Raw genomic sequence first — 11439 nt, forward strand, 5'->3', positions numbered from 1 at the left:
CTGCGGCGGTGGGGCGGGGCGGTGGGCTCTCGGACGGGGCCGTGGTCGGTTTCACGGCGCCGGGCGGCGATGCGGGCCTGGGTGGGCCAGCGCACGTCGCGTGCCCAGCCGAGCATCTCCAGGCACCGGATGAACCGGGCCGAGGGGTCGATCTGACCCGGCAGCATGCCGTGCCGGGCGCTGGTGGGATCGGCGTGGTGGCCGTTGTGCCAGCTCTCGCCGAACGACAGGATCGCCAGCGGCCAGAAGTTGGTGGCGCGGTCGCGGGTGGTCAGCGGCCGGTCGCCGAACACGTGGCAGACCGAGTTGATCGACCAGGTGACGTGGTGCAGCAGGGCGATCCGGACCAGGGACCCCCAGAAGAACGCGGTCGCGGCACCCGTCCAGGTCCCGGTGATCAGCAGCCCGGCCGCCGGTGGCGTCAGCAGCGACACCCCGGCCAGGATCGGGAACCACCGGTCCACGCGGCGAATCGCAGGGTCGGCGAGCAGGTCCTTGGCGAATCGCTCCCGGTTGGTGAAATCGCGGTTGAACATCCAGCCGACGTGCGCGAACACCATGCCCTTGGCCAAGCCGCGGACGCTGTGCCCGAACCGCCACGGTGAGTGCGGGTCGCCCTCGCGGTCGGCGAAGGCGTGGTGACGGCGGTGGTCGGCCACCCATCCGATCACCGGCCCCTCCACGGACAGGCTCCCGGCCACCGCCAGGGCCACGCGCACCGGCTGGCCGGTTTTGAACGACCCATGGGTGAGGTAGCGGTGGAACCCGACGGTGACGCCGAGCCCCGCGATCACATACCCGGTAATCGCGAGGAGCACGTCGAGCGGGCCCAAGCCCCAGCCCCACGCCACCGGCACGGCCGCGGCCAACGCCGCGAGCGGCACCACCACCATGACCCACATCACCACCACGGCCGTGGTGGACTTGCGTCCCTCCGTCAAGGCCGGTGCGGGCCGGCCACGCGCTCTCGGCCGGTCCACGGTCAGCCCCGGTGAGGTCATCGAGGTCATGACCCTCGCCTCCTCCTTCGCTGGGTAGATCTACGGCTTTCTCCGGTTCTGGAGCGCACCGCATACCCGAGCACGCCGCACCCATGCCTCCACGCAGCCTCCCGCTCACCCGATCTTGCCTCTGAGGAGGTCTCTCACCAGGCCAAACCGTCCACCTGCACGCTCGAACACGCACCCGCGCCGCAACGCCACCTCACCGGTGGAGTGCAGGGCCGGTCAGTTGCCGCGGACGCTTTCCGGGACGGGCGGGTCGCGGTGTGCGTTCACACCAGCCAGCAGGCCGAGCAGTTCGCCGACAGTCGGCTGATGGCCGATCACGTCGTGCAAGGGCAGGTGCTCTTGGATGCGGTACAGCCCGCGCCACCGCACGCCACCGGCTGACGTTGACCACGGCTCCGGCAAGCCCGCAAGTCGCGACCTCATAGGCCGCGCGGTAGTGCCGGGACAGACGGTGCGATGCGCGTTCGGCAGGCCGAGCCGTGTGGCGGTCACGCTGGGCTGCACAGCGCCTTCAACGCGTCCGCCGGCCCTGTATGCAGGGTGAGGACGTCGTCGATGCCGGTCAGGCAAAGGATGCGGTCGACCCGGCCCGTGGCTCCGGCCAGTTCCAGGACCAGGTGCATGCTCTCAGCATGTTTGAAGGCTTTGACCAGGGCAGTGATACCGCTGGCGTCGCAGAACCTGACGCGCGTGAGATCGATGACCACACCACCGCTCGGCGCCGCGCCGGCGTGGCCGGTGGACGCGCTGGCGATCATGGCGCTGAGCCGGACGGTCAGCCAGCCGCTGTTGGAGGCGTCGATCTCGCCGGCGAGTGCCAGCACCGTCGCCGTCGCCTCGGCACCGCAGTCGACGTCCGTCCGCCGGAGACTGACCTGCGACCCGGCTCGGACGCGGTCGCCGGTCGTGGTGTCCAGCCGCGTTCGCACCGCCAGTGGAACGGAAGATAGGGGCGAGGGTTCGAAAGCCGTCATGACAGCCCTTCCCTGGAGCGTATGCACATACGCCGCCAGGGTCTGGAGCGGCCGACAGACGACTGCCGCCGTCGCACGTAGCATAAGCCGCTCACAACGCGCGGTCTAACCCTGCGCCCCATTCAATGCGGAGCACCAGCGGCGCGTATTCGCGAGCGAACGCCCGCTCCGGACGATGACGCCGAGCGGCTGGGTGTCCGAGAAGGAACCGAGGTGCTGGTACGCCGGGGCGCAATGTACGCGGGCGACGTGCCGGTCCAGATCGCGGCCGGCTTCCTGCCACTGGACGTTGCCGAGGGCAGCCTGCTCGCTGAGGACACCGGTCCGAGGCGCCTACTCCCGCCTGGCGGACCTTGGCCACGAGCAGACGTCCTTCTTCGAGGACGTCGACGTCCGGCCCTTCGGAAGAGGAGGCCCGCGTGCCGCGCATGACCGAGGATCAGCGCGTGGACGAAATCGTCCGCGAGGCTCATACGTCCGCTGACCGCGTCGTGGAGGTGAACGTCATCGGTCTGCCGGTTCATCAGTGGTGCCTCCGCTACAAGTGGCCTGCCGAGTAGGGGCCGAGGCGCGGCTACGGCTGTCGGACGTCGCCGACCGAACAGGAGGCGGCCGCTCGCCGGAACCGGGCGATCGGGCGTTGGGCGAGCGCTGCTGAGGGAAGAAGGGCCGTGTGGGAGTGGTCGGCCGCGTGGACGCCTATCAGAGGCGGCATCGCTGGGCGGGTCTGCCGCTGGCGGTGGTGTACAAATTCGTGGACGACCAGGGCGGGTATCTCACGGCGTTGATCACCTTTTACGGGTTCCTGTCGCTGTTCCCGTTGCTGCTGTTGCTGGTCACCGGTCTGGGGTTCGCGTTGGAGGGCAGCCCCGGGCTGCAGGAACGCGTGCTGGATTCGGCGCTTGCGCAGTTCCCGGTGATCGGGGACCAGATCGGCGCGAACATCCATTCCTTCCACGGCAGTTTCCTGGCTCTGGTCACGGGCGTCGTGGGCAGCCTGTTCGGCGGGCTGGGCGTCGTGCAGGCCACCCAGAACGCGCTGAACAAGATATGGGGAGTTCCGCGTAACTCCCGGCCGAATCCCATCGCAGCCAGGGTGCGCAGCCTGGTGCTGCTGGCGGTCGGCGGCGCGGTGATCCTGGTGACCACGCTGCTGTCGGCGGTGACCGCTTCCGGTGGCGTCTTCGGCGCCGGTGTGCGGGCGGCGGCCATCGTGGTGGCCGTTGCCCTCAACGTGGTGCTGTTCACGGTGGCGTTCCGGGTGCTGACCGCCCGGCGGCTCACCATCGCGCAGGTCCGGACCGGGGCGATCGCCGCGGCGCTGGTCTGGCAGATCATTCAGTGGGCCGGGACGTTCCTGCTCGGTCACATGCTCAAGGGCGCCAGTGCCACCTACGGCATGTTCGGCATCGTGCTCGGCCTGCTGACGTGGATCTATCTGGGCGCGGTCGTCTTCGTGCTGAGCGCCGAGATCAACGTCGTCCGTGAGCGGCGGCTGTGGCCCCGTAGCCTGCTGACGCCCTTCACCGACAACGTCGAACTGACCGCCGGGGACCGGCGCGCCTACACCTCCTACGCCGAGACCGAACGCCACAAGGGCTTCGAGAACGTCGACGTCGACTTCGACCCGCCTCGACGCGACGACCCGGACTGACACCTGGCCGCTATCCGGGCCGCCCCTGCGGCGGGGGCGTCAGCGGAGCGGTCGCCGGCGCCTGGTCGAACGCAGGGCCAGGAGCGCCACATCGGCGATGAGGACAATGGCGCCGATGATGAGCAGGTAGAACATGCCCTCGATGAGGATGCCGAGGATGGCCAGCACCAGCGCGGCGATGACCACAAGGAGGAAGAGGAGCATCATGGGTGTGCCCGTTCGGTCGTCGGGACGGGAGCGGTCAGCGGCGGGCGAGCTGGCGTTCGCCGCCGGCGCCGGGCTGGTAGTCCAGGCCGTAGTGCCGGAAGACGGCTTCCTCGTCCTTGGCGGGCAGGACGTCATCGGTGCCGATCGCCGGGCAGTGCTTGACCAGCGCCTTGTCGTGGGCGACTCGCACGTAGCCGGGCCCGGCGGTCGCGCCGTCCAGCGGAACGAAGGTCAGCCGGTGGCGGGTGGGCAGGCCGATCCGCACGGTGGCCATCGCGGGTTCGTCGGTGCTGGTGTCGACGTAGACCGACTCCAGTGTGCCGATCTTGTGTCCGCCGGAGTCCAGGACGGTGTGGGTGCGCCATTCCCGGATGTCAGCCAGTTGGATCATCATGACTCCTTCCCTGGGCCTGATGGGGTCAGGGTCCCCCGTCTTCGTCGTCCAACTCGTCCAAGGTCGGCCTATTCCGGTTCACCCGTGGCGATCGGCGATCATGACACCCTCGTTCACGACGGGCGGGCTGGTCCAGGGCCGCCGGCTCGGGGAGGAGCGGACGGCCCTGGAACCTTCGGCCCAATTTCCCCCGGGCACGTGGGCCGGCACCGTCCACCCAAGCCCGGGGACCCGAGGATGGACACAGCCAATCCATGCACAACCCATCACTCGCGCTGATAACCCGCCGGCTGGACCGGAAATCGGCTGAAATGGAGCGGGTTTCTCGCGCTCCGGCGTCGACGGCCTCGATGCGTGAGCGAATCACCCAGAAACTATTTCCGTTTTCCGTATGTTGGCAATTATTCGGGTAGGATAAAAGTATCCGGTAAACGACGACATCCCGTTCTGAGGGCTGATCCGTCACACCGGCCCGCCCCCCGGAGAGGGGGAGCCATGCAGACCTCGCACAAGCCGCGCGCCAATGGCCAGACCGGCTCGGTGTCGCAGCTCAGACCACCTGGCCCCAGAGTCCCCGATCGGCGCGAGTCGCCGCCGTCGCCGCGGACGGTGGAGGCGGCCCGCACGAGCGTGGTGTGGTCCGAGCTGTGGGCCGTCGCCGCCATCTTGATCCTCTTCATGGTTCTCGTGGTGAGCAACACCGGCGATGTGCGGATCTCCTTCGCCGGGATGAGCGGCGTCCTGCCACAGGCGGTCGTGCTCATGGCCGCCATGGCCGCCGGGATAGCGGTCACCCTGCTTCTGGGCATGGCCCGCCTCACGCAACTGCGCCCGCTGACCCGCAAGCGCCTCCGCTGAGAATCCGACCCACCACCCCGATCGGAAGCCCAAGGAAGGCGCCTGCCATGTGGACCACCACCGAACGCCGCACCACGATCAGCCTGTCACCACCCTCGACTCCCCGGCTGCGGCTGCGTCCCGCGACCCCTCCCGGCTCGGCGCGGCCCGTGCTGGACGGTGCCTGGTGGCCCCGTTCGACCGACCCGGTCGCGGAACTGCCGGGCTTGATCCTGGCCTTGCAGGACCACGGCCCGATCGACGACCAGCGTCCCATCACCCACGTCCTGCTCCGGGTGGACGACTGGGACGGCCACCCTCGCCGGCTGCGGATCGACGGCCCGGCCGAAACCCGGGTGGTGCGGCTGAGCTGGTTCGACTCCCTGCCCTCCGGGCTGCTCACCGCGATCCAGGCCGACGGCCGGCGCGTGGACCTGTTCACCGTCCCGGTCTCCACACCGCAGGCCGAGGCCGAGGCGTCGATGGAGCTGGCGTCCCACCCGCACAACCTCCTGCACACTCCTGACCTGCTGGCCGCCCTCACTCCGCCACCCGGCCGGATGGACCGGGCCGGCGCCCCGACGGTCTCCGAGAGCGACTGGGAGTCCGAGGGCGGACGACTGCAGGAACGCCTCGCGGCACATTGATCCGCTCCGCCGCCCGGCCGGTCCGTCATCCGGCCGTCCGGGCCGACGCGCCCGCCCACCCGTGATCGGAGATCACCATGACCACACTCACCGCCACCGCCACCGCCACCGCGACCGCGCCCGCCCTCGCGCCCGTCACCGCGCCCGCCCTCACGCCCGCCACCGCGGCCCTTGTGCGGGCCCCCGACGAAGTGAGGATGCCCGCCCACCGGCGTCCCGGCCACACCATCGTCGCGCTGTCGGGCGCCCTGGACGGCGCCGCCGCTCCAGCGCTGCGCGAGCACCTGATCGGCGTGTTGCGCCACAGCGGCCGCCTGCTGATCCTCGACCTGAGGGAGGTGGCGACCGCCGACGCGGCCGGACTGGCCGTACTGGTCGGCATCCAGCGCCGCGCCGCAGGGCTCGGCGTCACCGTGCGCCTCGCCGCCCCGGGCCCCCAGGTCGCCGCGCAGCTCCGCCTCACCGCGCTCGGTCGCGCCCTCACCGTCCACTCCACTCCGGACATCCACGCCGACATCGCTGTATAGCCTCGGCGAATCGCGCTGGCTACAGCCCAGGCGATCTAGCCAAGCCGAGCCCGGTTCCGGGGCGCCCGACCATACGGCGGGCGTCCCGGTCCGGGCTCGATCCTGATCGGGGAGCCCGCACCCGCACCGGAGTCGAAGCCGCCGCGCAACCCGTCTGCGCGCCGGCCGGTGACGGTTGCCGACCGGGCGGGCCGTCCTTACGTCGTGGTTCCCGGCCCTCGGTCGCGTCAGGAGACGACGATGGCGACCGCCGCGATGAGCGCGCAGACGAGGGCCACCGCAATGGCCATGCCGCCGATGAGCCCCCTCATCAGCCGCAGGTATTCATCTTTCATGGTCATCGGGCACCTCTTTGTCGGGCCTGGTCACGGTCACCGAACTCGGGGTGACAGCCGGGCGCCGCGAGTGCGGCGGAACCGCTGATGCGGGGACGGCGCTTCCACAAACCTTCGCGGCCGGGCCCAGCCTCAGGACCTGTCAGGCGGTGTTCACCGGCGATGTTCATGCGGGCACCCTTGTCTAGCGTCGGCTGCGTCGCGGCCGGGCGCGGTCTTGGCGGGTCGGGCCGTCAGCGTCGGGCGGGCTGTCGCGGTGCGGCGGCGCGGCGGAGTTCCGCGGCCCGTTGTCCGCCTCGTCGATGGCGTCCTGGCGGCTGCGGGCGGACCATCGCTTCGGGGGCGACATGCCGCGCATGACCAGCGGAAGCAGCAGCACCGCCGCACCGGCGGCCATCAAAATGGTGCCCACCGCGTGCAGATCGATATCGCGTATGGACCCCGTGACGGCGAAAGTGAGAATCGCGCCGATCGTCAGGAGGGCGACGCCACCCGCTATGGGCATCACACACCGCTGTTCGGCGAACTCAGGTTAATGATCCAGGCGATGATGTCCATGACCGAACTCCTCGACGAGCCATGAATTCGGTGACTGCCAGGATCGGTCTTCCGAACCGGTCGAAGCAGCGGCCCCAATGCGCCACAGAAGATACGGCTACCGGGCCGGCATGCCCGTTCATTTTCATTCAACCCCCTCCCTCGGCGGCGGGGGAAACAGCCGTTTTCCGAACGTCCCTTCTCCCCGGGAGATGACCGGTTGGACGCCACCGGCCGGGCTAGGACGCCGAGCGTGGAACCGGGAGCGGCTCGGCTTGGCGGTCCGTCGACCACTGGAAACTGGCCGGAGTCAGACCAGACGTTCGTGGACGTAGCACCATCTCCAGGTGGATCCCGGTTCCATCGCGGCGGCGAGCGGATGGTCGGTCTCCTGGTAATGCGCTTGTGCGTGCCGGTTCGGTGAGTCGTCGGAACACGCCACCCAGCCGCAGGTCAGACAGATCCGGAGGGCCGTCCACCCGCCTCCTCGCGCCTCGCACACCGTGCAGCCGCGCGATCGTGGAGTGACGGGCGCCAGCCCGTCCACATGCTCACAATGTGGCGCCGATCCGTTCGGGCTGGTCGGCACGCTCAAGGTCATGATTCGGACTCTCATTTCGTGGTTCATCGAGAGCCCCCTCCGAGCACCGCGACGCGCTGCCGTTTGATCAGTACTCCAGTTCCGGACGCGGTGGATCGCCGACGGGCACGATCGTGGTCATGATCTTCCGCTCCGGAATCGGACGCGTGATTGGCGCCTACTACCAGTTGAGCTCGATACCCGGCCCGCCGCAACGGGCGATCCGAGCAAGCTCGATCAGTGGGGGCGATAACCGGCGGTGGCGGACGTGACCCCGCGGCCGCCCGTCTGGGCCGCACGTCCCGTCTGCGCCGCATGTCAGGGGCCGCATGTCGTCGTCGCGATTCTGACGGACGTGATGTCGAACCGCCTATGTTGGGTAGTGGCCCTGCGGATTGTCGGGAGCCGGGGAGGTGAGGTCCATGAGCGGAACGGTGACCGAGGTCTGGGTCGCTGCCAGCGGCGGCCATGACATCGTCCGCGCTGATGCGATCGTGATGCTCCGCCTGGACGAGACCGGACGGCTGACCGCGCAGCTCCGCGACGACGCCAAGGTCAGCGTGTCCCTCCTGGAAGGCTCGTCCGACTCGCACCTGCCTAACGACTTCCATCGTCAGCTGATCCGGGCGGTCGCCGAGCTCGCCGATTCCAGCGGCGCCCAACTCGTCCGCGCACGGCACCAGGGGGGCGTCTGGCACTGGATCAGTGAACCCCTCTAAAAGCACGCCGCGAGGTGGGCCCCGCGAGCAGGTCTCGCTGTTCCAGCTCAGAAGGCAGGAGATGTGGAACTGCGCCAGCTCCGCTACTTCGTCGCCGTTTCCGAGGAGCTCAACTTCGGCCGCGCGGCGGCCCGCGAGCATATCGTCCAGTCGGCGCTGAGCCAGCAGATCCAGCGGCTGGAGCGGGAACTTGGCGTGCGGCTGCTGGAGCGCACCACCCACTACGTCGCCCTGACCCCGGCCGGGGCGGCGTTCCTGGTCGAGGCGCGGCAGATCCTCGCTCACGTGGAGCGCGCCGCCCGGGTCGCCCGGACCGCGCAGGGCACCTCACCGGCGTTGCGGGTGGGCATCATCGACGCCAGCTATGACTCGATGCCGCAGATCCTCCATGAGGCGCAGGCCCGCTACCCGGACCTGGTGATCCACCAGGTCGAGGTCGGCGTCCCCGAGCAGTATCAGCAGCTCGTCGACGGGCGTCTGGACGTGGGCATCGGCCGTGCCGCACTGGCGCCGAGCGGGGTCGCCTCGCACCTGTTCCGCCTGGACCGTCTCGGAGTCCTGGTCCCTCGCGGGCACCGGTTCGCCGACCTGGACGCGGTGCCGGTCGAGGCCCTCGCCCGCGAACCGCTGCTGCTGGCCGAGGAGATGAAGGCCCCGGAGTTCAACCAGTTCACCGTCGAGATGTGCCGGGCCGCCGGCTTCACCCCGACGGTGCACGAGGGCACCGTCGACAGCGTCCACGCCGCGTCCGCCCTGGTCGCCCAGGGCCGCTGCCTGTACTGCGTGCCCTCGTCCTGCATCTCCGCACTGCCGGGGACGATCTGGCGCCCGCTCACCGACCCGGTCTCGTACTACCCCTGGTCGATCCTGTGGCGCGCGGCCGACGACTCCGATCACGTACACGCCGTCGTCACCTGCGCCCGGAACATGTCCGAACGGCTCGGCTGGCTGGCCGCCGCCGACCAACCGACCGGCTGACCATCATCGACCGGCCCCCGCCCGCTCACAGCGACCGGTGCGACGCGTCAGCTTCCAGGCAGCGTGATCAACTGGGTCGCGATCCACCGCCGTCATTCGTGCGGGACCACCGGCCACCATCAAGCGCCGTGCGCCCCCGCCACCCGGCCGCAACACCCGTTGTGGCGTCGACGGCGGTGACAGGCTGATCGCGGTTGCGCGTTCAGCGGCAGTCCGCATCCCGTGTCGTTTGGCGGCGACCGGCTCTCCGTCGTCGGGCCTCGGCGGGATGGACCACACCTTGACTGCCCGCGCTCCGCCGTCCGAGGACACGGAAGCCGCTGAGTCCCCCGGGTCGCCCGGATGCGGCGGGCCGAGGGCGTGCACGCTCATGCCGGCCGGTGGCGGGATCCGGGTCGCATCCGGGGTTCGCGGCGGGTCTTGGCGTCCTCGACCTGGTGCATGAGACCGTCCCGCACCTCGAACAGCGCGGCGGTGACGTCGTGTTCGGCCGATGTCGCCACCAGGCCGGGCCGGTCGGCGATCTCGCAGGTGAGGGTCATCAGAGGGCCGGCGCCCCCGCGGTCCTTGACGCTGAGTTCGAGCTGGACCGCGGCATGCTCGAACGACCGAAGCCGGGTCCAGAGCGGTGTGAAGCACTCGACGATCTGATCGCGTTCGGAATCGGCGAAGCCGGTGCCGAGCCTGAGCCGTCCGGCGATGGCGGCCGACTGCCTGTCAATGGTCACGAGCGTCTCGTTCCCTTCATTGTGGCGACCCTCTGCTTCGGGGCGCTTCGCGCCCCGGTCCGACCGGCATCGAGGGCGGGCCCGCGGTGCGGCCAAGGCGGGGACGCGGCGGCGGAGCCCTCTCTCACAGCACACCGCAACGGCGCCTCCCCGGACACAGGCGGTCTCAGAACAACTCATCACCAGGTGTGATACACCGCACGTGCGGCGGCGGACCGAGCCGGCGAGGGCGGGCGGACCTGGGGAACTCTCATGCGCATCGATGTCCGGCTCAACGGCTGCAGCGGCCGGGCCGACCGCGCCGAGGTCGGCACCGGGCAGGTCGGCGAGCAGGCCGAACACGCGGCGAAGAAGGTCCGCAGGGGGTTTCGCCGGTGACCGAGGGCCGTTCAGAGCTGAGGCGTCATGCGCGAGCTGGTGTTGTTCCGCCAGGTGGTGCGGCGCTGGAACCCGGTGCAGGAGTGGGTGATCTCCGAGCTGCCCTCGCATTCTGCGCTGGTCAGCGACGAGGACTTCCTGGCCGCGCAGACGATCCGTACCGCCAGGCCCACGCGGGACGGTGGCTGCCGCACCTATGTGCTGGCCGGGTTGGTGGCGTGCGGGATCGCATGCGGCGGATGGACTCGCACTGGGTCGCCACGGCCACACCAGCGCCAAGCTCGCAGCCGGATCAGCCGAAGAATCTCTACGTGCGTGAAGACCGGCTGCTCACCGTCCTCCCTGGGCTTCTCGCCAGCCTCGACCCCGGTTTGGCAGGCGCCGGACCAGGCGAGGCCGCACTTTCCCTGCACGCCAAACGACCTGAATATGGTTGTGATCGCTCAGGTTGGGCCATCAGGGAGGAACGGACCCGGCGTGGTTAGGCTCTTCCCGCCGAGCTTCATGGGGCAATTCTGTGTCCGAGGGGGGACTTGAACCCCCATGCCCCGTGAAGGGCACTAGCACCTCAAGCTAGCGCGTCTGCCTATTCCGCCACCCGGACCGGTTGCAGGCCGCAGCGGGCTGCGGCGGGCTTCACCATACCAAAGGTGGCGAGTCGCGGCGAAGTCGATCGGCGGGCACCATGGGACGGGTACGCGACTACGCGAGGTGAGCACTGTGGCCCAGCAGCCGACCGCTGAGGACGAGGTCGTCCGGCTCTGTCAGGAGCTGATCCGGATCGACACCAGCAACCCGGGAGATCATTCGGGGCCGGGGGAGCGGGTGGCGGCGGAGTATGTCGCGGAGCGGCTCGCGGAGGTCGGGCTGGAGGCGCGGATCTTCGAGTCGCATCCGGGGCGGGCGAGCCTGGTGGCGCGGATCGAGGGGGAGG

17 protein-coding genes, 1 tRNA gene and 1 pseudogene are annotated in these 11439 nt (G+C 69.8%); 10 read left to right on the forward strand and 9 right to left on the reverse strand.

All coding sequences use genetic code 11. The features are described 5' to 3' along the window. Together E1287_RS38745 and E1287_RS38750 are read right to left on the reverse strand one after the other, a co-directional pair. Positions 1–902: acyl-CoA desaturase (locus E1287_RS38745; protein WP_347814006.1), on the reverse strand; the 902-nt coding region annotated here is incomplete at its 3' end. Positions 903–1498: 596 nt separating this feature from the next. After that, positions 1499–1939: an STAS domain-containing protein gene (locus E1287_RS38750; protein WP_165969412.1), complete on the reverse strand. Its 441-nt coding sequence runs from the start codon at positions 1937–1939 to the stop codon at positions 1499–1501. Positions 1940–2403: 464 nt separating this feature from the next. Between E1287_RS38750 and E1287_RS44355 the strand changes: the two genes are divergently transcribed. Together E1287_RS44355 and E1287_RS38760 are read left to right on the forward strand one after the other, a co-directional pair. Continuing rightward, positions 2404–2544 (forward strand): hypothetical protein, encoded by a 141-nt coding sequence (locus E1287_RS44355; protein ID WP_165969413.1) that lies wholly within the window; start codon positions 2404–2406, stop codon positions 2542–2544. Between the two features lie 119 nt (positions 2545–2663). Further along, a complete protein-coding gene (locus E1287_RS38760; protein WP_207934722.1) occupies positions 2664–3638 on the forward strand; it encodes a YihY/virulence factor BrkB family protein in 975 nt (324 codons plus the stop codon). Between the two features lie 39 nt (positions 3639–3677). Here the strand turns inward: E1287_RS38760 and E1287_RS44360 are convergent, their stop codons facing one another. Together E1287_RS44360 and E1287_RS38765 are read right to left on the reverse strand one after the other, a co-directional pair. Further along, positions 3678–3845: a hypothetical protein gene (locus tag E1287_RS44360; RefSeq protein ID WP_165969409.1), complete on the reverse strand. Its 168-nt coding sequence runs from the start codon at positions 3843–3845 to the stop codon at positions 3678–3680. A gap of 34 nt (positions 3846–3879) precedes the next feature. Next, complete coding sequence (locus tag E1287_RS38765; protein ID WP_207934723.1) at positions 3880–4239, reverse strand: PRC-barrel domain-containing protein; 360 nt, start codon at positions 4237–4239, stop codon at positions 3880–3882. Between the two features lie 495 nt (positions 4240–4734). Between E1287_RS38765 and E1287_RS38770 the strand changes: the two genes are divergently transcribed. The 3 genes from E1287_RS38770 to E1287_RS38780 all read left to right on the forward strand — a co-directional run bounded on the left by E1287_RS38770 (position 4735) and on the right by E1287_RS38780 (position 6250). Continuing rightward, positions 4735–5097, forward strand: a complete 363-nt coding sequence (locus E1287_RS38770; protein WP_131970370.1) for a hypothetical protein — start codon at positions 4735–4737, stop codon at positions 5095–5097. 47 nt (positions 5098–5144) lie between these two features. Continuing rightward, positions 5145–5723 carry a DUF5994 family protein gene (locus tag E1287_RS38775; protein WP_131970372.1) on the forward strand — a complete coding sequence of 193 codons (579 nt, stop codon included), beginning with the start codon at positions 5145–5147 and terminating at the stop codon, positions 5721–5723. A 77-nt stretch (positions 5724–5800) separates the two neighbouring features. Next, on the forward strand, positions 5801–6250 hold the full coding sequence (locus tag E1287_RS38780; protein WP_131970374.1) for an STAS domain-containing protein: 450 nt from the start codon (positions 5801–5803) through the stop codon (positions 6248–6250). A gap of 519 nt (positions 6251–6769) precedes the next feature. Here the strand turns inward: E1287_RS38780 and E1287_RS38785 are convergent. Then, positions 6770–6997, reverse strand: a complete 228-nt coding sequence (locus E1287_RS38785) for a hypothetical protein (RefSeq protein WP_165969410.1) — start codon at positions 6995–6997, stop codon at positions 6770–6772. Positions 6998–7000: 3 nt separating this feature from the next. On the opposite strand from E1287_RS38785, the gene E1287_RS44365 reads away from it, so the two are divergent. Beyond that, a complete protein-coding gene (locus E1287_RS44365) occupies positions 7001–7168 on the forward strand; it encodes a hypothetical protein (RefSeq protein WP_165969411.1) in 168 nt (55 codons plus the stop codon). A gap of 264 nt (positions 7169–7432) precedes the next feature. On the opposite strand, the gene E1287_RS38790 is transcribed toward E1287_RS44365, so the two are convergent. Then, positions 7433–7750, reverse strand: a complete 318-nt coding sequence (locus E1287_RS38790) for a UBP-type zinc finger domain-containing protein (RefSeq protein ID WP_347814005.1) — start codon at positions 7748–7750, stop codon at positions 7433–7435. 374 nt (positions 7751–8124) lie between these two features. Between E1287_RS38790 and E1287_RS38795 the strand changes: the two genes are divergently transcribed. Both E1287_RS38795 and E1287_RS38800 read left to right on the forward strand, forming a co-directional pair. Continuing rightward, positions 8125–8421: a hypothetical protein gene (locus E1287_RS38795; protein WP_131970380.1), complete on the forward strand. Its 297-nt coding sequence runs from the start codon at positions 8125–8127 to the stop codon at positions 8419–8421. Between the two features lie 63 nt (positions 8422–8484). Further along, complete coding sequence (locus E1287_RS38800; protein ID WP_131970382.1) at positions 8485–9399, forward strand: LysR substrate-binding domain-containing protein; 915 nt, start codon at positions 8485–8487, stop codon at positions 9397–9399. 368 nt (positions 9400–9767) lie between these two features. On the opposite strand, the gene E1287_RS38805 is transcribed toward E1287_RS38800, so the two are convergent. Beyond that, complete coding sequence (locus tag E1287_RS38805; RefSeq protein WP_131970384.1) at positions 9768–10127, reverse strand: HPF/RaiA family ribosome-associated protein; 360 nt, start codon at positions 10125–10127, stop codon at positions 9768–9770. 252 nt (positions 10128–10379) lie between these two features. Between E1287_RS38805 and E1287_RS46495 the strand changes: the two genes are divergently transcribed. Further along, the gene (locus tag E1287_RS46495; RefSeq protein WP_279508514.1) at positions 10380–10505 is read left to right on the forward strand and encodes a hypothetical protein; all 126 of its coding nucleotides are present in this window, start codon (positions 10380–10382) and stop codon (positions 10503–10505) included. 11 nt (positions 10506–10516) lie between these two features. Here the strand turns inward: E1287_RS46495 and E1287_RS38810 are convergent, their stop codons facing one another. Both E1287_RS38810 and E1287_RS38815 read right to left on the reverse strand, forming a co-directional pair. Then, positions 10517–10699 (reverse strand): hypothetical protein, encoded by a 183-nt coding sequence (locus tag E1287_RS38810; protein WP_131970386.1) that lies wholly within the window; start codon positions 10697–10699, stop codon positions 10517–10519. 324 nt (positions 10700–11023) lie between these two features. Next, positions 11024–11109: transfer RNA gene (locus tag E1287_RS38815), tRNA-Leu, on the reverse strand. Between the two features lie 107 nt (positions 11110–11216). Here E1287_RS38815 and E1287_RS38820 point away from each other — a divergent pair. Beyond that, positions 11217–11439, forward strand: a pseudogene (locus E1287_RS38820) (hypothetical protein); the annotation flags it as partial.

It is taken from the genome of Actinomadura sp. KC06 (assembly GCF_004348735.1).
Lineage (GTDB): Bacteria > Actinomycetota > Actinomycetes > Streptosporangiales > Streptosporangiaceae > Spirillospora.